This window comes from Streptomyces sp. NPDC048643 (assembly GCF_040650615.1).
Lineage (GTDB): Bacteria > Actinomycetota > Actinomycetes > Streptomycetales > Streptomycetaceae > Streptomyces.
The window spans coordinates 33,952-52,346 of record NZ_JBEZHO010000023.1 but is presented as its reverse complement, the minus strand read 5'-3'; the positions used below and the strand labels follow the sequence as shown (position 1 = coordinate 52,346).

The 18,395-nt window shown below is 73.1% G+C and carries 14 protein-coding genes; 9 read left to right on the top strand and 5 right to left on the bottom strand.

Annotated elements, in window-relative coordinates; genetic code table 11:
- Positions 1–5: 5 nt before the first annotated feature.
- On the bottom strand, positions 6–956 hold the full coding sequence (gene mmuM, locus AB0C62_RS22885) for a homocysteine S-methyltransferase (protein ID WP_362975854.1): 951 nt from the start codon (positions 954–956) through the stop codon (positions 6–8).
- 81 nt (positions 957–1,037) lie between these two features.
- On the opposite strand from mmuM, the gene AB0C62_RS22880 reads away from it, so the two are divergent.
- The 5 genes from AB0C62_RS22880 (at position 1,038) to AB0C62_RS22860 (ending at position 6,209) form a co-directional block, all read left to right on the top strand.
- Positions 1,038–1,652: a nitroreductase family protein gene (locus AB0C62_RS22880; RefSeq protein WP_362975852.1), complete on the top strand. Its 615-nt coding sequence runs from the start codon at positions 1,038–1,040 to the stop codon at positions 1,650–1,652.
- Positions 1,653–1,700: 48 nt separating this feature from the next.
- A complete protein-coding gene (locus AB0C62_RS22875) occupies positions 1,701–2,489 on the top strand; it encodes a class I SAM-dependent methyltransferase (protein WP_362975850.1) in 789 nt (262 codons plus the stop codon).
- A 185-nt stretch (positions 2,490–2,674) separates the two neighbouring features.
- Positions 2,675–4,507 carry a DUF2264 domain-containing protein gene (locus tag AB0C62_RS22870; RefSeq protein WP_362975848.1) on the top strand — a complete coding sequence of 611 codons (1,833 nt, stop codon included), beginning with the start codon at positions 2,675–2,677 and terminating at the stop codon, positions 4,505–4,507.
- Positions 4,508–4,564: 57 nt separating this feature from the next.
- Complete coding sequence (locus AB0C62_RS22865; RefSeq protein WP_362975846.1) at positions 4,565–5,425, top strand: rhomboid family intramembrane serine protease; 861 nt, start codon at positions 4,565–4,567, stop codon at positions 5,423–5,425.
- On the top strand, positions 5,406–6,209 hold the full coding sequence (locus AB0C62_RS22860; RefSeq protein ID WP_362975844.1) for an isocitrate lyase/phosphoenolpyruvate mutase family protein: 804 nt from the start codon (positions 5,406–5,408) through the stop codon (positions 6,207–6,209). Before AB0C62_RS22865 ends, AB0C62_RS22860 begins: the two co-directional genes overlap by 20 nt.
- Positions 6,210–6,255: 46 nt before the next feature.
- On the opposite strand, the gene AB0C62_RS22855 is transcribed toward AB0C62_RS22860, so the two are convergent.
- From AB0C62_RS22855 to AB0C62_RS22845, 3 genes are all read right to left on the bottom strand, one after another.
- Complete coding sequence (locus tag AB0C62_RS22855) at positions 6,256–7,158, bottom strand: alpha/beta hydrolase (RefSeq protein WP_362975842.1); 903 nt, start codon at positions 7,156–7,158, stop codon at positions 6,256–6,258.
- Between the two features lie 202 nt (positions 7,159–7,360).
- On the bottom strand, positions 7,361–10,342 hold the full coding sequence (locus tag AB0C62_RS22850) for a glycoside hydrolase family 2 TIM barrel-domain containing protein (protein ID WP_362975840.1): 2,982 nt from the start codon (positions 10,340–10,342) through the stop codon (positions 7,361–7,363).
- A gap of 82 nt (positions 10,343–10,424) precedes the next feature.
- Positions 10,425–11,675, bottom strand: coding sequence for an FAD-binding protein (locus AB0C62_RS22845; RefSeq protein ID WP_362975838.1), 1,251 nt, complete (start codon positions 11,673–11,675; stop codon positions 10,425–10,427).
- Positions 11,676–11,918: 243 nt separating this feature from the next.
- Between AB0C62_RS22845 and AB0C62_RS22840 the strand changes: the two genes are divergently transcribed.
- Positions 11,919–12,926, top strand: coding sequence for a hydroxyacid dehydrogenase (locus AB0C62_RS22840; protein WP_362975836.1), 1,008 nt, complete (start codon positions 11,919–11,921; stop codon positions 12,924–12,926).
- Positions 12,927–13,036: 110 nt separating this feature from the next.
- Here the strand turns inward: AB0C62_RS22840 and AB0C62_RS22835 are convergent, their stop codons facing one another.
- Positions 13,037–13,885, bottom strand: coding sequence for an alpha/beta hydrolase (locus AB0C62_RS22835; RefSeq protein WP_362975834.1), 849 nt, complete (start codon positions 13,883–13,885; stop codon positions 13,037–13,039).
- A gap of 166 nt (positions 13,886–14,051) precedes the next feature.
- On the opposite strand from AB0C62_RS22835, the gene AB0C62_RS22830 reads away from it, so the two are divergent.
- The 3 genes from AB0C62_RS22830 (at position 14,052) to AB0C62_RS22820 (ending at position 17,882) form a co-directional block, all read left to right on the top strand.
- Positions 14,052–14,714: a pyridoxamine 5'-phosphate oxidase family protein gene (locus AB0C62_RS22830; protein ID WP_362975832.1), complete on the top strand. Its 663-nt coding sequence runs from the start codon at positions 14,052–14,054 to the stop codon at positions 14,712–14,714.
- Positions 14,715–14,785: 71 nt separating this feature from the next.
- The gene (locus AB0C62_RS22825; RefSeq protein ID WP_362975830.1) at positions 14,786–16,108 is read left to right on the top strand and encodes a radical SAM protein; all 1,323 of its coding nucleotides are present in this window, start codon (positions 14,786–14,788) and stop codon (positions 16,106–16,108) included.
- A gap of 286 nt (positions 16,109–16,394) precedes the next feature.
- Entirely contained in the window at positions 16,395–17,882 is a 1,488-nt protein-coding gene (locus tag AB0C62_RS22820; RefSeq protein ID WP_362975828.1) for a cellulose binding domain-containing protein, read from the top strand.
- Positions 17,883–18,395: the final 513 nt, after the last annotated feature.

Sequence of the window (18,395 nt, the reverse complement as noted above, 5' to 3'; positions counted from 1 at the left end):
CGCCCTCAGACGCCCCGCACAGCTGTCGCGATCCCCGTGATCGCCTCCGGGCCCACCCGGCAGCAACCGCCGACGAGCCGCGCCCCGGCCCGCTCCCACCCGGCGACCTGCCCGGCCGTGAACGATGAACTGCCGGTCCAGGCACGGGCCTCGGCGTCCCAGGCCTCGCCGCTGTTCGGATAGACCACGACGGGCTTGCCGGTCACACGGGCCGCGACGGCGATCGCCGCGTCCACGTCCTCGGGCGCGCAGCAGTTGACACCGACGGCGACGATCTCGTCCGCCTCGGCGGCCGGCGCGAACGCCTCCTCCAGCGGCTGACCGGCCCGCGTCCGGTCACCGGCGACGCTGTACGACAGCCACGCCGGGACGCCGAGCCCGCGCACACCCCGCAGCAGGGCCAGCGCCTCGTCGGCGTCCGGGACCGTCTCCAGGGCCAGCACGTCGGGACCGGCGGCGGCCAGCACCTCCAGGCGCGGGCGGTGGAACCGCTCCAGCTCGTCGACGCTCAGCCCGTACCGCCCCCGGTACTCCGAACCGTCCGCGAGCATCGCCCCGTACGGGCCGACCGACGCGGCCACCCACAGCGGGCGCGCGACACCCTTGGCATGGGCGAGCCGGGCGGCCTCGCGCCCCGACTCGACGCTCAGGGCGAGGAGTTCGGCCGATCGCTCGTGCGTGATGCCGCGCCGCGCGAAGCCCTCGAACGTGGCCTGGTAGCTGGCGGTGATCGCTACGTCCGCGCCCGCCTCGTAGTAGGCGAGATGCGCTTCGACGACCGCGTCGGGGCGCTCCGCGAGCAGCCGTGCCGACCACAGCGCGTCGCTCAGGTCGTGCCCGGCCGACTCCAGCTGGTTGGACATACCGCCGTCGAGCACGACCGTGCCGCGGGAGAGCGCCTCGGCGAAGGTGCGGGGGGTGTCGCGGGCCGGTCGGCCGGTCGTGTCGCTGGTCATGTCACGACGCTAGTCGATCCGGACCGCGCCTTGCCGGGCAGGTCCGGACGGCACCCTGCCGAGGAGGGGGCGGGCGGTGGCATGATCGGCCGACATGGAATTCTCCGAGGTGGTCCGTCGCCGTCGCATGATCCGGCACTACTCCGACAAGCCCCTGACCCCGGAGTCGTTGAACGCGTCCTCGCCTCCGCACTGCGCGCGCCCTCCGCCGGCTTCTCGCAGGGCTGGGCGTTCCTGGCCCTGACCGACCCGGCGGACCGCGCCCGGTTCTGGCCCTTCGTCCCCACCCGCGTGGAGAAGACGCCGAGCATGCAGGACGCGCCGCTGGTCGTCGTACCGCTCGCCCACAAGAGTGCCTACCTGGAGCGTTACGCCGAGCCCGACAAGGGCTGGGAGGACCGGGCGGAGGCGCGCTGGCCCGCCCCGTACTGGTTCATCGACACCGGGATGGCGTCTTTGATGATGCTGCTCACCGCGGTCGACGAGGGGCTGGACGCCTGCTTCTTCGGGATCATGCCCGAGGAACTGGAGCCCTTCCGGGCCGAGTTCGGCATCCCCGAGGAGTACGCGCCGATCGGCGGCATCACCGTCGGCCACCGGTCGGACGACGTTCCCCCGCAGAGCCCTCTCGTCGAGGAACGCAGGCGCGGTACGGCCGAGGTGGTCCACCGGGGGCACTGGGGCCTGCACTCCTGACACGGCCACGGCGGCCGCCCCACCGGGTGAACGTTCTAGCCTGGACGCATGCTGCGAGACGTGTTCGACGAGGACGCCGAGCTCTACGACCGTGCCCGTCCCGCCTATCCGCCCGCCCTGGTCGACGCTCTGATCGGCGACACGGGCCTGACCCCGGACACGCGTGTGCTGGAGGTGGGCCCGGGAACGGGACAGCTGACCGTACCCCTGGCCCGGACCGGCTGCCGGATCACGGCGGTCGAGCTGGGGCCCTCCCTCGCGGCGGTGACCCGGCGCAACCTGCGGCCGTTCCCCGAGGCCCGCGTCGAGGTCGCCGCGTTCGAGGAGTGGAGCCCACCGGGCCCGGTCTTCGGACTGGCGGTCTGCGCCACCGCCTTCCACTGGATCGACCCGGCCGTACGCGTGCCCAGGATGACCGCCGCCCTCGCTCCGGGCGGCACCCTCGCCCTGATCACCACCCACCATGTGGCGGGCGGCTCCGAGGAGTTCTTCGCCCGGGCCCAGGGGTGTTACGAACGCTGGGATCCCGCCACCCCACCCGGCCTGCGCGCGTCGGACGAGCGCGACGTCGCCTCCGACACCGGCGAACTCGACGCCTGCGACCGGCTCGGGCCGGTCGAGGTCCGGCGCTTCTCCCGGGAGATCACGTACACCACCGAGGCCTACCTCGACGTCCTGCGCACCTACTCCGGACACCGGGCGTTGCCCGCCCCCGCCCGCGACGGCCTCCTCGCCTGCCTCGCCGGCCTGATCGACAACCGGTACGGAGGCAGCGTCACCAAGCGCTACCTGCACGAGCTGATCACGGCCCGACGGGTGGAGCGGCCGGCTCCGTAGTCGCCGGGGTGCGGGGTGCCGGCGGCGGGCTCGGACCGGAGCGCCGAACCGGGTCCTGGCACCCCGGGGCTCCGGGGGTCTGGAAAGCGCTTGCCCGGAAGGGGTAGCGTCCTGCCGCCAAGGCGTTCCGTCCTGCCGCACCGCCACGCCTGCCCGGACGCCCCCTGAGACAGGAAGCCCATCTGATGCCCGCCGAGCCCGCCGAGGACCGCACCCTGAGCCCGTACACCGGCCGTACGCGCGCCCACTGGGAGGCGACCGCCGACTCCCTGCTCGCCGCCGTGGCGCCGTACGCGACCGACGGGGGCGCCCTCTATCACCTCCCCGGAAACCGCGCGAGCGCCTCCGGGCGGCTCTCCGACGGGCTGGAGGGCTACGCCCGGACGCTGCTGCTGGCCGCCTTCCGCCGGGACGAGAAGGTCCTGGAGCGGTACGCGGACGGGCTCGCCGCCGGAACGGCGGGAGTCTGGCCCCGGGTCGAGCACCGCAGCCAGCCGCTCGTGGAGGCCGCGTCCGTCGCGCTCGCGCTCCGGCTGACCCGCTCCCAGCTGTGGGACCGCCTGGACGACGGCGTGCGCCGGCGTGCCGCCGCCTGGCTCGGCGACGCGCTGAAGGCCGAACCCTGGCCCAACAACTGGGAGTTGTTCCCGGTGACGGTCGGCGGCTTCCTTGAGGACGTCGGCTACGAGCCCGACCTCTCCCGCGCGGTGATCGACCGCGGCCTGGAGCGCATCGAGCAGTGGTACCTCGGCGACGGCTGGTACACCGACGGCCACGGCCGCAAGTTCGACTACTACAACGGCTGGGCGATGCACCTCTACCCGGTGCTGCACGCCTGGCTCGGCGACGACACCCGCCTCCTCGACCTGTACGCAGGCCGCCTTCAGACCCATCTCGGCGACTATGCCCGCCTGTTCGGCGGCGACGGGGCTCCGATGCTCCAGGGCCGCTCCCTGACCTACCGCTTCGCGGCCACCGCCCCGCTGTGGCTCGGCGCGCTCACCGGCCGCACACCGTTGCCCCCGGGCGAGACCCGGCGCCTCGCCTCCGGCGCCCTGCGCTACTTCCTCGACCGGGGCGCGGTCGACGCCGACGGCCTGCTCACCCGGGGCTGGCGCGGCCCCGACGAGGCGTTCCTGCAGGAGTACTCCGGCCCCGCCTCGCCGTACTGGGCCAGCAAGGCGTTCGTCTGCCTGCTGCTGCCCCCCGACCACGAGGTGTGGACGGCCCGCGAGGAGCCGGGCCCGGCGGAACGCGCCGACGCGGTCACCCCGGTCCGCCCGGCCAACTGGCTGATCCAGTCGACGCGTTCGGACGGTCTGGTCCGCCTCCACAACCACGGCAGCGAGGACGCCCGCTACGACCCGTACTACACGCGGCTCGCCTACTCGACCGTCACGGAGCCCTCGCCCTCGTACGACAACAGCGTGATCGTCGGTGGCGACGCGAGCCGTACGGGGATCGTGCCGCTCGGAGTCGGCGAGGGCTGGGCGGCGTCCCGGCACACCGTCGCGGAGGGCGTCGCCGTGGCCGGTCTCGTCCTCGCGCGGGGCGCTGTCGAGGTGCGGGCCCACCTGGTGTCGGGCGCGGCCGCGGGGACACCGGTACGGGTCACGGGCTGGGCGGCGCGGGACGGTGCGCGCTCCGAACTCCACGCGGTGCACGGCCTGTCGAGGGCGGTTGCGTCCGCGGACGGCCTGCCGGAGGCGGCGGAAGGGGCCACCGAAGCCGACGCGTCCCTCTTCGTCGCCCTCGTCCGTCTCACCGCGGAGCCGGACCCGCGACCGCTCACCGACCTGGTGTCGGTGGGGGTGGCGCCCGCGGAGGACGAGGGACCCGGCGCGTACGACCTCACGGTGACCTGGGCACCGGGCGACGAGGCGACCTTCCGGTTCACCGCATCCGCCGACCCGGATGCCGCGCTGCCGGACGCCCCGTCGCAGGACGGCCCGGAGACGTCGGGGACGGGGAAGCCGTCCCAGGGCCCCTCCCCGAGGGTCTTCGTCCGAACTCCCTAGAGTGGGGAAGGCGGTGCCGACGCGGACGCGGATCCGCGGGGGGGAGGGGAACGGGCCATGGGCAGAGCGGGCAGGACCACGCGGGCGGGCAGGGGAGCGGTCGACCCGGAGCAGATGATCGCGGAGGCGCGAAAGGCGTTCTTCGTGGTGTTCGCGTTCCTCGCGATCGTGTGGCTGGTGCAACTGGCCAACTCCGCCGACCACTACGCCCTCTCGCGTGACCACGGAGTCGTCTCCGGAGACCTGAGCACCCTGCCCGACATCCTCAGCGCGCCCTTCCTGCACTGGAGTTGGGCCCACATCGAGAGCAACTCCGGACCGCTGTTCGTCTTCGGCTTCCTCGCCGCCTACCGCGGAGTGGCCCGCTTCCTCGGGCTGAGCCTCCTCGTCGCCGTGACCAGCGGCCTCACGGTGTGGCTCTTCGAGAACGGCGGCGTGGACACGGTGGGCGCGAGCAGCCTGATCTTCGGGTACTTCGGCTATGTCGTGGTCCGCGGCCTCTTCGACCGCCACCTGATCGACACCCTCATCGGCGTCGTCATGGCGGCGTCCTTCGCCTACATGCTCACCGTCACCGTCCCGGGAACCCCGGGCGTGAGCTGGCTCGGCCACCTCGGAGGCCTGGTCGGCGGCCTCCTCGGCGCCTGGCTGTTCCGCGACCGCCACCCCCGCAACACCGCGACCCCGACCCCACCCACCCCGCCCGGCACACCGGCCCCCCGCACCGCGCAGCCACCCACTCCGGACAGCCCCCGCGCGGACCTGCACAAGGAGCTGGGGGACCTGGGGCTTCTCCAGGCCGGGGTCGAGCGCCGGACGGGCCGACGGGACGCCGACAGGCGCGGGTCCGGGCGACGGTTCGGCGGATACCGAACCCTCGCGCCGCTATCGTCCCCGTATGACCGCTGCCCCGAGTGACGACCCGGTCGGCGGCGCCGCCTCGTTCGCCGCGCTGCACCACGCCGATGTCCCCCTTCTGCTGCCCAACGCCTGGGACCACGCCTCCGCCCTCGCACTGGCCGGGCAGGGGTTCGAGGCCGTGGGGACCACGAGTCTCGGTGTCTCCGCCGCCGCCGGGATCCCCGACGGCGCGGCCGCCACCCGCGACCTCACCATCCAGCTCGCCCGGCAGCTCGGTGGCGGCGGATTCCTGCTGTCGGTGGACGCGGAGGACGGGTTCGGCCGGGACCCGGACGAGGTGGCCGGCCTGGCACGTGAACTGGCCGACGCCGGAGCGGTCGGCGTCAACATCGAGGACGGCCTCGGATCCGCCACACTGCACGCCGCGAAGATCGCGGCGGTCAAGGCCGCGGTGCCCCACCTGTTCGTGAACGCCCGGACGGACACGTACTGGCTCGGCGACGGAAGCCACACCGAGACGTGCCGCCGCCTCGACGTCTACCTCCAGGCGGGCGCCGACGGCGTGTTCGTGCCCGGCCTCGGCGACCCGGACCGCATCGCCGACCTGGTGAAGACGTTCGACGTGCCGCTCAACATCCTGTACTCGCCGCTCGGCCCGACCGTCGCCCGGCTCGGCGACCTCGGTGTCCGCCGGGTCAGCCTCGGCTCCCTGCTGTACCGCCGATCCCTGGGCGCCGCCCTCGACACGGCCCTGGACATCCGCGCCGGCCGGACGCCACAGGGGACCACCCCGTCCTACGCGGACGTGCAGGCCCTGAGCGCGCCGCGACTCGATCCCTGACCCGGAAAACGACCTGATCGAGGGGTAGTTGAGGCACGGCTGTCGGTCACGGACGCGCGTCTCGGCGTGTCGCCCGGCCCACCAGCACCTCCGCCAGAAGGTCCGCGAACTCCACCGGGTGTTCCAGGCAGCCGAGGTGGCCGCCGGGGAAGTCGAGCAGCGCGGCTCCCGTTGCCCCGGCGAGCGACACGGCCGTACGGCGCGGGAGTTGGCCTCCGGAGGTGCGGCCCGCGCCGAGGACGAACCGGTCGGACAGTCCTTTGAGCACGTCCACGTCCGGGGTGCGGGTGGCGAAGGGGCGCAGCACGTGGGCCAGGAAGACAGCCATCGGGGTGTCCGCGGGGATCTCCGCGGGCTCGGCCGCCTCCGGGCCGGGCGCCACTCCGCCGTGCCTCGCGACAGCCTCCGCGGACTCCGCGCTCCCGTCCGCCCGACCGATCGCCGCGCCCTCCCAGGGCCGGCCCTCCAGGCCCGCGGCCAGACGCGCCATCGCCACCGCGGGGCCCTCCCTGCGGCAGAGCCGATCCACTTCCTCGACCATCGCGACCTGGGTCGCCGCGTCCGGCAGCAGCGCGACGCTCGGCGGTTCGTGGGCCACCACCCGGCGCAGCCGCTCCGGGTGCCGGGCCAGCAGGTCGAGGGCGACGATGCCGCCCGAGCTGGTGCCGAAGACGTACGCCGACTCGCCGTCCGGGAGAACGGAGCCGAGGAGCCGGTGGGCGTTGTCGCTCCAGTCCTCGACGCGCTGGTCGCCGACCGGGCCGTCCACGGGCGTGCGCGACAGGCCGAGCGGGTCGTACGTCACCACGGTGAACCGCTCGGAGAGCCGGTCGGTGAGGCCCTCCATGCCCATGGGGTGGCCGGCCCCTCCCGGTACGACCAGCAGTACGGGGCCGCTGCCCCGCACCTCGTGGTGGTACGCGCGCCGTTCGTTCCCGGGCTCGGTCATCGTCCTCGTCCTTCGTCGTCCGTGAACCGGTCGCCGGCGTCCCGACCCGGCACGCCGGTGTTCTCCCGGCCGGTCCACCGGAAGATCGTAGGCGCGGCCGAGCGCGGACTCCACGGAATTCCGGCCCGACGGACACCGGACGGGCACCGGCGGGCCGGACGGGGGAGCACCCGCCCGGCCGATCGGGACCGGTCCGACCGTTCTAGCGGACGTCCGAGAAGACGAACGAGAACTCCGCCGGCTCCGCGGCCAGCCGGTACGGCGGAAGCACGCCGGGACCACACGACTGGGAGCCGATGCCCTGCTGGCCGTGGTCGAGGTTGACCCAGACCGTGTCACCGGCCCTGAGGTCCGACAGGTGCTCCGCCGCGTCGAGTTGCTCGGTCGTCCAGCGCCGCGCGGTGAACCAGAACCGCGGATCGCCCTCGACACGCAGGCCGCCGATCTCCGCCCAGCGGACGTCGGGCCGGGCGCCGTTCTCCTGCGGGCGCACGTACGGGGTCTGCAGGGCGTCCACCGTCGACTCCCAACGGCCGCTCATCGAGGCCGACGTGGTGTCGGGGTAGCCCTCGCCCGGGCCGCCGCCGAACCAGGTCACGCGATCCGCCGAGCCGGTCAGGCCGAGCCGGACACCGAGTCGGGGCAGCGGCAGCTTCCAGTCGCCCTCCGGTGCCACGGACACGGTCAGCCGCAGCCGGGTGCCGTCGGACGTCCACCGGTACACCGTGCGCAGGCCGACCGCGCGGGCGGCGGGCGCCACCCTGGTCCGTACCGTCAACGCGTCCTCGCCCGGCTCCACCGCGTCCAGGCGGTGCCGCATCCGGTGCAGGCCCAGCGTGCGCCAGAGCAGGCCGAAGCGGGCGTCGGGCTGCCAGTGCGCGCCGTTGTCGTTGTCGGTCGGGGCCCGCCACACGTCCAGCCGCAGCCCCGTGACCTCGACACCGCCGATGGTGAGCGGCTCCCCGGTGCGGGCGTCGAAGGTGCCCGGTCCCAGGGTGATCACTCCCTCACCGGCCACCGGGGCGACGAACCGCGCGAGAGGTGCGGACACGGGCTCGGCGCTGCGGAGTTGGGCCCAGGCGACCTCATGGCCGCGGGGCGCCCACGCCGTGTCCTCGGCGAGCACCGCCCGTACCGTCCAGTGCGCCTCGGCGCCCCCCGGGTCCACGGGCGGTGCGGGCAGCTTCACGTCCGCCGACCCGCCGGGGGCCAGTTCGGGCACCTGGAGGGGTCCCGTCCCGACGGTCTCGCCGTCCACCTGGTACGACCACGAGAACGTGAGCGCGGAGAGGTCGGCGAAGTCGTACCCGTTGGTGACGCGCACGACGCCGTCGGCCGGGGCGGCTTCCAGGGCTCGGTCCAGCACCCCTTCCCGGTCCCGGAGTCGGTCCGGTCCGGGGAGGCCGGAAGTCCCGCCGGTGTCGATGCGGACGGGTTCGATCACCTTCTTGTACTCGACGAGCCCCGGGGAGGGTGTCCGGTCCGGGAAGAGCAGCCCGTCGCAGACGAAGTTCCCGTCGTGCAGCTCCTCTCCGAAGTCCCCGCCGTACGCGAACCCGTGGCGCCCGTCCGTGATGCCGTGGTCGATCCACTCCCAGATGAACCCGCCCTGGACGCGGTCGTACGCGGTGAACAGACGCTGGTAGTCGGCGAGACCGCCGGGACCGTTGCCCATGGCGTGGCCGTACTCGCAGAGAACGAAGGGGAGTCCGCGTCGCTTCGCGTCGCCCCCGTCCTCGTGGCGGCCGATGCGCTCGACCTCGGCGTGGTCGGCGTACATGCGCGAATAGACGTCCGTGTCACGGCAGGTGGCGTCCCCCTCGTAGTGGATGAGGCGTGAGCCGTCGCGGCCCCGGATCCAGTCGGCCATCGCCGTCAGTCCGCGTCCGGTGCCCGCCTCGTTGCCGAGCGACCACATGACGACGGACGGATGGTTCTTGTCGCGCTCGACCATCCGGGCCGCCCGGTCGAGGAGCGCGGGCGTCCAGCGGTCGTCGTCGACGGGGTTGCCGCGCCAGGCCTCCTCGGTGAATCCGTGGGTCTCCAGGTCGCACTCGTCGACGACCCACAGGCCGTACTCGTCGCACAGGTCGAGGAAGGCGGGGTGCGGCGGATAGTGCGAGGTGCGGACGGCGTTGATGTTGTGCCGCTTCATCAGCAGCACGTCGGCGAGCATCGTCTCCGCGTCGAGCGCGCGGCCCTTCTCCGGGTGCCACTCGTGCCGGTTGACGCCCTTGAACAGCACCGCACGGCCGTTGACCTTGATCCGCCCGTCGTCGAGAGCGACGGTGCGGAAGCCGATCCGCAGGGGTACGCGCTCGCCCTCCGTGACCAGTTCGCCGTCGTACAGCCGGGGCGTCTCGGCGGTCCACGGCGCCACCGGCACCGTGACCTCCGCCCCGGTCGCGACGTCGACGTCCAGGGCGGGCACGAGGACCCGTCCGTCGACGTCGGAGTCCACGCGCAGGGTTCCGAGGCCCTCGCGGTGGTCGTACCCGGCGTGCACGAAGAAGTCGAGCACGCCGCCCGCGGGGCGGTGCAGCAGGGTGACGTCACGGAAGATGCCGGGCAGCCACCACTGGTCCTGGTCCTCCAGGTAGGAGCCCGCCGACCACTGGTGCACCCGGACGGCGAGCGCGTTGCGCCCCGGCCGCAGCAGATGGCCCACGGCGAACTCGTGCGGCAGCCGGGAGCCCTTGAACTCGCCGAGGTCCGTGCCGTTCAGCCAGACGCGGGCGCAGGACTCGACCCCGTCGAAGCGCAGCACCGTACCGCCGTCGGCGGGCCAGTCCGCCGGCAGGTCGAAGAGGCGCAGATGGTCGCCGGTCGGGTTCTCGGTCGGCACGTGCGGCGGGTCGACCGGGAACGGATAGAGGTGGTTGGTGTAGATCGGCGCGCCGTGCCCCTGCAGCACCCAGTGGCCGGGGACCTGGACCTCGGCCCAGCTGTCGGGGTCGTCGTCCTCGTGCGGCGCGTACCCCTCGGCGGCGAAGGAGTCGTCGCGCGCGTCGGCGGTGGGGGAGAGCCGGAAGTGCCAACGCCCGTTCAGGGAAAGGGCCGCGGCGTCCGAGGCCGCGTACCGGGCGCGCGGCGGCAGCGCGCCGTGGCCGGGGGACACGTCCTCGACGTAGCCGGTGGCGGAGGGTGCGGCGGTCGGGTGCGAGGGGGAGGTGCGGAAGGACATGCGTCTCCTAGGTCAGCCCGTGGATCAGCCCGTGCGTCGTGTTCCCGGTCGGTGCGGTTCTCCCGAGGCCCTGCCCGGTGTCTCAGGACCGAGGAGGGAGGAGGTCCGCCACGAAGGCGTTGGTGAAGGTGCCGGCCGGGTCGAGGCCGTCGACCAGCGTCCGGAAGTCGGTCAGGCGCGCATAGCGTCCGCGCAGGGTCTCCGGCGGTACGGCGAAGACCTTGCCCCAGTGCGGGCGCGGCGCGAACGGCTCCAGCGCCCGCTCGACGCTCCGCACCACCGGCAGGACGGCCTCCGTGTCGTCGACCCAGGTGAAGTGCAGCGCCACGGTGTCCCGCCCGTAGGCCGGGCTCAGCCACTGCCGGTCGGCGGCGACGGTCCGCACCTCGCAGATCTGCAGCAGCGGTGCGATCGTCCCGCGGATCGCGTCCAGGGCGTGCAGGGCGGCCAGGGCGTCCGAGCGCGCCAGCAGATACTCGGACTGCAGCTCGGAGCCGCTGCTCGGCGTGAACTCCGCCCGGAAATGGGGAAGTCGCTCATGCCAGGGACCGGGAACGCCGAACTGCTCGGTGCAGTTGCGGGCGGGCATCCCCGGCACCGGGTGCATGGCCTCGGTCGCGGGCCGCGCCCAGGGGAAGTCCGGCAGGGGCCGGTCGGTGCGCCGCTTGAGCCACACCTGGCGGAAACCGGGCCGCCCCCAGTCCGTGAACAGGCTCACGCTGTACGCGCAGGCAGCGACCGTCTCGAAGTCCAGTCCCTCCAGCGGGAGTTCGGTGTAGACGTGCTGGCTCACCTCGAAGTCCGGCTCCACGTCGAGTGTGAGAGCGGTGACCACACCCAGAGCGCCCAACGCGGTCACCGCGCCGTCGAAACGGTCGTCGCCGCGGCCGATCGTCAGCGAGGAACCGTCCGCGGTGACCAGCTCGACCTCACGGACCGCCGAGGCCAACGACCCGTTCGCGACCCCTGAACCGTGGGTGCCGGTGGCGACCGAGCCGGCCACCGAGATGTGCGGCAGGGAGGCCATGTTGTGCAGCGCGAACCCCTTCGCGTGCACCGCGCGGGCGAGTTCGGCGTAGCGCACGCCGCCCGACACCCGTACCGTGCGGGCCGCCGTGTCGACGTCGATCGTGGGCGGCAGCGCGGTCAGCGACAGCAGGACGCCGTCGGCGCCCGGTTCGGCGATCCGGTTGAACGAGTGGCCACTGCCCAGCACCCGCACCCGGGAGCTCTCCGCGACCAGCGCGCGCAGCGCGCCGAGCGAGGCGGGCCGGTGCAGCTCCTTGGCCGTGTACGTGATGTTGCCGGCCCAGTTGGTCAGCGTCCCAGTCATCCTGCTGTTCCTCCTCGGATGTCCGCCGCCCGTGCGATGACCACCCGGCGAACGTACCGCGCCGGTCCGCCCAGGTGGCAGACCTCTTCGTTGACCCTCTCACGCGCTGCGATCTACCGTAGAGAGCGGTTGCTGTCGCTGTCACGAGGGCCGTCGACACTCGCCGACGGTCACGCGATCGCGTCGAGGCCCCGCACCGTCGCCGGACGCCGTCGGGCGTCTCCCGAACCGGAAGGCCCCTCTGTGCCGAAGCGTCCCGTGGCGATGTTCGCCATGACGGCCGAGAACGTGCCGCGCGTGTTCCCGGCGGACACGCTCGCCCGGTTGCGCGAGCTGGTGGACATCGATCCCGCCCTGGTGGCGGGGGACTTCACCGATCCCCGCGTGCGTGAGCGTCTCGCCGCCACCGAGGTCCTGATCACCGGCTGGGGTTGTCCGGTCCTCGACGCCGGTGCGCTGGAGGCGGCGCCGGAACTGCGGACCGTGCTGCACGCCGCCGGCTCCGTGAAGGGGTTCACCACACAGGCGGTGTGGGACCGCGGGATCGCCGTGTCGTCGGCCGCCGCCGCGAACGCGCTGCCCGTCGCCGAGTACACGCTCGCCATGATCCTGCTCGCGGGCAAGAACGTCTTCGCTCACCGCGACCGCCTCCGCGACGAACGGGCCTTCCCCTACGGCGAGATCCTGCCCGGCCTCGGCAACTTCGGCCGCCGTGTCGGTGTCGTCGGCGCCTCCCGCATCGGCAGACGCCTCATCGAACTGCTGCGGCCGTTCGACCTGGAGGTGAGCCTCGCCGACCCCTACGTCACCGAAGCCGGGGCGGCGGCTCTCGGGGTGCCGCTGCTGCCGCTCGACGCCCTGCTCGCCGGCAGCGACATCGTCACCGTGCACGCCCCGCAGACCCCCGAGACCCGGCACCTCGTCGGCCGCCGCGAACTCGCCCTGATGCCCGACGGATCGGTCCTCGTGAACACCGCGCGCGGCTCCCTCGTCGACCACGACGCGCTCGTCGGGGAACTGCGGTCCGGCCGGATCAGCGCCGTCCTCGACGTCACGGACCCGGAACCGCTCCCTGCGGACTCCCCGCTCCTCGACCTCCCGAACGCCTTCGTCACCCCGCATCTGGCCGGTTCCCAGGGCAACGAGGTCGCCCGGCTCGGCGCGACCGTTCTCGGCGAACTGGAACGGCTGCTGGCGGGGCGGGAGCTGGAGTTCCGGGTGGACGAGACGGAGCTGGACCGGACGGCCTGACGGGCCGGAGAGGACCCTGGGGCGGCGGCGACGGCGGACGGACGTCACCGGCGCCGCGGGGTGGCAGGCGTTTCCGGCGCTTGCGGGGTGGCGCTGCGCGCGGCGGGCGGCTACCCGGCCGGTCGGCCGAGGAAGGCTTCGGTCGTCCCCACGAACCGCTCCGCGTCGTCGAGCCACGGAAAGTGCCCGGCCCCGGGCTGGACGACCAGCTCGGCACGCGGGAACACGGCGGCGAGGGCGGCGACCGCGGCAGGCGGGGAGTTCAGGTCGACCTCGCCGGCGAGCACGAGCACCGGACACGTCAGGCGGCCGAGCGCCGCCCGGGTGTCGTCCGGGGTGAACGCGCCGTCGCCGTAACGGCCCGCGGCCTCCTGGTTCCGGTGCGCGTCCTCCGCCGCCCGGTGCGCTCGGGCAGCCTCGTCCCAGCGGCCGTACCAGAAGGGGGCGATGGCCAGAAAGGCGGCGGCGTCCCCGGTTCCGGCGACGATCCGTTCCAGTGCGGCGAACGCCTCCGGGAACCACGGTTCCGCCGCCCGCAGCCGCGCCGTCTCCCGCCGGACGTCCCCGGTGATCTCGATGCCGACCGCGTAGGGACTCGGCGTGATCAGCGCGAGCCGCTCGACCCGGTCCGGGTGGCGCTGCGCGTACAGCATCGCCAGGTTCGTCCCCGCGGAGTGCGCGAGCAGGTCCAGCCGGTCCAGACCGAGATGCTCACGCAGCGCCTCCACGTCGTCGACCAGGCGGTCGCAGCGGTACGTGCCGGGGTCCTCGGGGACCGCCGAGCCACCCGTGCCGCGCGGGTCCGCCATGATCAGCCGTCGGTGCGCCGAGAGCCCGCCCAGCTCCCCGAGGTAGGCGCAGTCCTGCATCGGCCCGCCCGGCAGACACACCAGGGGTGGTCCGTCCCCGAGAACCTCGAAGGCCAGCTCTGTCCCGTCGTACGCGGTGAAGGTCGGCATGGCCGCGACTCTCGCAGCGGGGGCCGGACGGGGCAAACGACTTCCGCGTGGCCCGGGCGCCATCTCGCCGCGCTCTCGATGCGGATTCCGTTGTTTGTGACGTCTCATGCTGCTGATTCAGTTGCTCTATGGCTAACGAATGACAGATATCGTTATTCTGTCACTCATGACCTACGGACCGCTTCCCGACACCGACCTCACCCGGCACCGCCGGCTGCGCGAGCAGGGCAGCCTCGACCGCGCCGACCTCGACGCCATCCTCGACGCGGGGTTCGTCTGCCACCTCGGGGTGATCGTCGACGGGCGCCCGATGGTGGTGCCGACGGTGTACGGGCGGGGCGAGCGCGACCTGTACGTCCACGGCTCCGTGGCGAGCCGGAGCCTCGCGGGGGACACGCCCGTCTGTGTCACCGTGACGCACGTCGACGGGCTCGTCCTCGCGCGGTCCGTGTTCGAGCACGGCGTGAACTACCGCAGCGCGATGATCCACGGCGTCCCGCGGAAGGTCACCGACCCCGACGAGAAGACCGAGGCCCTCCGCCTCCTCACGGAGCACGCCACCCCCGGACAGTGGGACTACGCCCGAGGCCCCAGCCGCAAGGAGCTGGCCGCGACCACCGTGCTCGCGCTGTCCCTCGAAGTGGCCTCCGTCAAGATCCGTACCGGCGCTCCGGACGATGGGGACGGCCCGGACGCCGCCGGGGGCCTGTGGGCCGGCACGCTCCCGCTGACGGCCACCTGGGGCGCGCCCGTGCCCGACCCGCTGCTGCCGTCCGGACAGCCCGTTCCGGACCACATCGCGCGCCGCGAGGGGACCCGGCACGGCTGACGCCGGGCCGGGGGCATACCGTGAGGAGTCGAACACGACAGACGAAGCAGGTCGGGAGCGAGGAGAACGGGATGGGCAGCCGCACCGCGCTGGTCGAGGATCTGATGGAGCGGTTCCCGCACGTACCGCGGGAGGCCGTCTTCAAGGAGGACCTGCTCCGCGGGGGTGTGGCCTTCGACGCGTCCGCTCTCAGCGACAACGAGAACGGCGAGGTCAAGCCGAAGTCGTACTTCATCTTCTCCTTCGACCACGGCACGCTCCCCGAGCTGGGCGAGGCCGCGCTCCGGCGCCCGCCCGAGGAGATCATCCTCACCGGCGGCCCGTACGACCTGCGGCGCACCGTGGTCTCCGTGCGCGTCAACCCGTCCTCGCCCTACCGGGTCGCCGCCGACGACGAGGGAGTCCTCGGGCTCTACCTCGACGGGAAGCGGATCTCCGACGTCGGCGTGCCGCCGATGCCCGAGTACTACCGGCACAAGCTCTCCAACGGGAAGTCCGTGATGGAGGTGGCGCCGACGATCCAGTGGGGCTACCTGATCTACCTCACGGTGTTCCGGGTCTGCCAGTACTTCGGCGCCAAGGAGGAGTGCCAGTACTGCGACATCAACCACAACTGGCGCCAGCACAAGGCGGCCGGCCGCCCGTACACCGGGGTCAAGGACGTCGAGGAGGTCCTCGAAGCCCTGGAGATCATCGACCGGTACGACACCGCGAAGACGTCCACCGCCTACACCCTCACCGGCGGCGCGATCACCAAGACGGTGTCCGGCCGTGACGAGGCCGACTTCTACGGCCACTACGCCAAGGCCATCGAGGAGCGGTTCCCCGGACGCTGGATCGGCAAGGTGGTGGCCCAGGCGCTGCCCCGCGACGACGTGCAGCGGTTCAAGGACTACGGCGTGCAGATCTACCACCCCAACTACGAGGTGTGGGACGAGTATCTGTTCAAGATGTACTGCCCCGGCAAGGAGCGCTACGTCGGCCGGGACGAGTGGCACAAGCGCATCCTCGACTCCGCCGAGATCTTCGGCGCGCGCAACGTGATCCCCAACTTCGTGGCGGGCGTGGAGATGGCCGAGCCGTTCGGCTTCACCAGCGTCGACGAGGCCATCGCGTCGACGACCGAGGGACTGCGCTTCTTCATGTCCCACGGCATCACGCCCCGCTTCACCACCTGGTGCCCGGAGCCGACCACCCCGCTCGGCAAGGCCAACCCGCAGGGCGCGCCGCTGGAGTACCACATCCGTCTGCTGGAGGCCTACCGCGCCACCATGGACGACTTCGGTCTCAAGTCGCCCCCCGGGTACGGGCAGCCGGGCCCCGGGCGCGCGGTCTTCTCCGTCAGCTCCTTCATGGACAGCCTGCCCGCGGAGGAGCCGGCCGCCCAGGTCTGACCCATCGGCGCGGTGCACCCCACCCCGTGCACCCCTGAACGCCTCGCCCGGCCCGGACGTCATCCGTACGTCCGGGCCGGGCGCGTTCCGCGGGCCGTGGGGGAGGCCGGAATCACCGACGCGTGACCGCCCGGTCGCGCGATGTGAGGGAACGGCTTGTCAGTTGTGTCGGAACCGTGAAAGGCTCGGGCCCGTTGTCGGGACGGTCTCCAACTCCCCGGTGCCGCAAGCCGAGTTGGGCGTTACCTGACGTTGCACATGGACGCAGTGGATGCAGGAGCCCCCCATGCCCGACCTGCCGACCCCTCAGGACGCCGCCGAGGCCGCGTTGTTCTCGGAGTGCTGGGACGCGGTGCTCTCGTACGCCGACCTGTGCACGTCCGGCTCGGCCGCCGCGACCCAACTCGCCACCGAGGCCTTCACGCACGGCGTCCACGAGGCCCGCGCCGCCGAGGTCCGCGCGAAGAACACCGGCCGCAGGACACCGGGGCTGCCCCGGATCCCCCTGCTGCTCAACTCCGTACGCACCACGGCCGCGGCCTGGGAGACGCACGGCCAGGGGCACCGGCTCGACCCCGACCTCAGGCTGTGGCTCAACTCCGAGAAGGCCGCACGCTTCACCGGGCCCCCGCTGCACCGCCCGATCGCCCTGCGCGGCCTCAGGGACCTCCAGGAGGCGGACGCCGCCCTGCTGTGGCTGGTCGAGGTCGAAGCCCTCCCGCTGCCCGCCGTGGCCCGTCGGCTCGGCCTGGACCCGGTGGCGGCCGCCGAGGAACTCGGCGAGGTGCGCGCCCTGTTCAGAGCCCGCTGCCACCGCAGCCACCTCGACACCCCGATGGACACCGCCTGCCGCAGCTACGCCCGCCTCCTCGACGCGGTCACCCGTTCGCCGGGAGCCGGGACACCCGAGGATCTGTCCCGGCACCTCGCCCACTGCGCCGAGTGCGCGGAGGCCGCCGCCTGCCTGCGCCTGCACGGCGGCGGACTGCCCGCCGCGCTCGCGGGCGGGGTGATCGGCTGGGGCGGCCTCGCCTATCTCGAACGCCGCCGCCGCGCCGCCGAAGCGGGACTCGGCGGCGGTCGCTCGGAGGCCGCCGTGGACACCGGCATCGCCGAGAACCGGGAGCCCGCGCCCCGGATCGGCCGTACCGGAGTGCTGGTCGCCGCCCTCATCGTGTCCGGACTCGCGCTCACCGTCTCCCTCATGCCCTTCGGCCCCGACGGCGACGGTTCCATCGCGCCGCGCGGCGACACGGCCGTCGCCGACCGGCCGGTGGCCGCCCCGGCCGTGTCGTCGTCCCCGCCGGCCACCAACCGCGCCGACGGGACGCTCGTCTCGCCGGAGCCGACGCGGACGACCGCCGACGCGCGACCCGATCCCGATCCCGAACCCCAGGGCCCGACCTCGCCTCCGGCCCGCGTCGTCGACCGCACCCCGGAGCCGACGAGGAACTCCCCTCGCTGCGCGGCGACGTACACCCTCGACAACGAGTGGCCGGACGGCTTCCAGGCGACCGTCTCCGTCACGACCACCGAGCCCCTGGACACCTGGCGGCTCGGCTGGACCTTCGACGACGGCCAGCGGGTCACCCAGATGTGGGACGGCACCGTCGACCAGCACGGCTCCCGGGTGACCGCCACCGCCGCCGACTACAACAGGACGGTCGCCGCGGGCGGTTCCGTCTCCGTGGGCTTCATCGGCTCCTGGCAGCACACGAACACGGCACCCGACACCATCACCCTCAATGGGGCATCCTGCGCGACAGCGCACTGAATCCACTCGCCGGGCCATTTCCCGGGGTCGATGCATTGGCCCGTTCCCGCCGCGAAGAGGCCGGAAATCGCACAACCCTCGGAGCCGTGTCGGGAGTCACATCGTTCGGGCATGCGGAGTTTCCCGACGCACCGATCCGGCAGCCGTCGTGGGGCTGTTCGCGCGGTGGCGGGTGCCTTAGCGTGCTCGCGGGATCTTCTTCGGGAAGTCCCGTCACGGGGAGCGGGGGACGTGTTCATGGTGCGCGGTACGGCTGGTCGGAAAGGCCCACGCCTTTCGGTGAATCGGGTGCGAGGAAGGGCAGTTCGGTAGATCGGGAGCACGCCTACCTGTGCCCGTCCTCGGAGCGTTCCCCCTGGCCGGCCGGAGCGGCACCCCCAACAGCTCTGCCCGCAGCGTGCGTTCCGCGACGGTGGGCCGGTCAGGCCCGTCGACGTTCGTCCCCTCCTTGTACAGGCCCCCTTTCCTTTCGGCTCGCAGTCTCGTGCGGCCTGGTGCCGTACGACCGGAGAC

What these genes read in the sequence shown, in the direction of transcription:
- mmuM (WP_362975854.1), bottom strand. Translation starts at nt 956, where the DNA reads ATGACCAGCGACACGACCGGCCGACCGGCCCGCGACACCCCCCGCACC.
- AB0C62_RS22880 (WP_362975852.1), top strand. Translation starts at nt 1,038, where the DNA reads ATGATCGGCCGACATGGAATTCTCCGAGGTGGTCCGTCGCCGTCGCAT.
- AB0C62_RS22875 (WP_362975850.1), top strand. Translation starts at nt 1,701, where the DNA reads ATGCTGCGAGACGTGTTCGACGAGGACGCCGAGCTCTACGACCGTGCC.
- AB0C62_RS22870 (WP_362975848.1), top strand. Translation starts at nt 2,675, where the DNA reads ATGCCCGCCGAGCCCGCCGAGGACCGCACCCTGAGCCCGTACACCGGC.
- AB0C62_RS22865 (WP_362975846.1), top strand. Translation starts at nt 4,565, where the DNA reads ATGGGCAGAGCGGGCAGGACCACGCGGGCGGGCAGGGGAGCGGTCGAC.
- AB0C62_RS22860 (WP_362975844.1), top strand. Translation starts at nt 5,406, where the DNA reads ATGACCGCTGCCCCGAGTGACGACCCGGTCGGCGGCGCCGCCTCGTTC.
- AB0C62_RS22855 (WP_362975842.1), bottom strand. Translation starts at nt 7,158, where the DNA reads ATGACCGAGCCCGGGAACGAACGGCGCGCGTACCACCACGAGGTGCGG.
- AB0C62_RS22850 (WP_362975840.1), bottom strand. Translation starts at nt 10,342, where the DNA reads ATGTCCTTCCGCACCTCCCCCTCGCACCCGACCGCCGCACCCTCCGCC.
- AB0C62_RS22845 (WP_362975838.1), bottom strand. Translation starts at nt 11,675, where the DNA reads ATGACTGGGACGCTGACCAACTGGGCCGGCAACATCACGTACACGGCC.
- AB0C62_RS22835 (WP_362975834.1), bottom strand. Translation starts at nt 13,885, where the DNA reads ATGCCGACCTTCACCGCGTACGACGGGACAGAGCTGGCCTTCGAGGTT.
- AB0C62_RS22830 (WP_362975832.1), top strand. Translation starts at nt 14,052, where the DNA reads ATGACCTACGGACCGCTTCCCGACACCGACCTCACCCGGCACCGCCGG.
- AB0C62_RS22825 (WP_362975830.1), top strand. Translation starts at nt 14,786, where the DNA reads ATGGGCAGCCGCACCGCGCTGGTCGAGGATCTGATGGAGCGGTTCCCG.
- AB0C62_RS22820 (WP_362975828.1), top strand. Translation starts at nt 16,395, where the DNA reads ATGCCCGACCTGCCGACCCCTCAGGACGCCGCCGAGGCCGCGTTGTTC.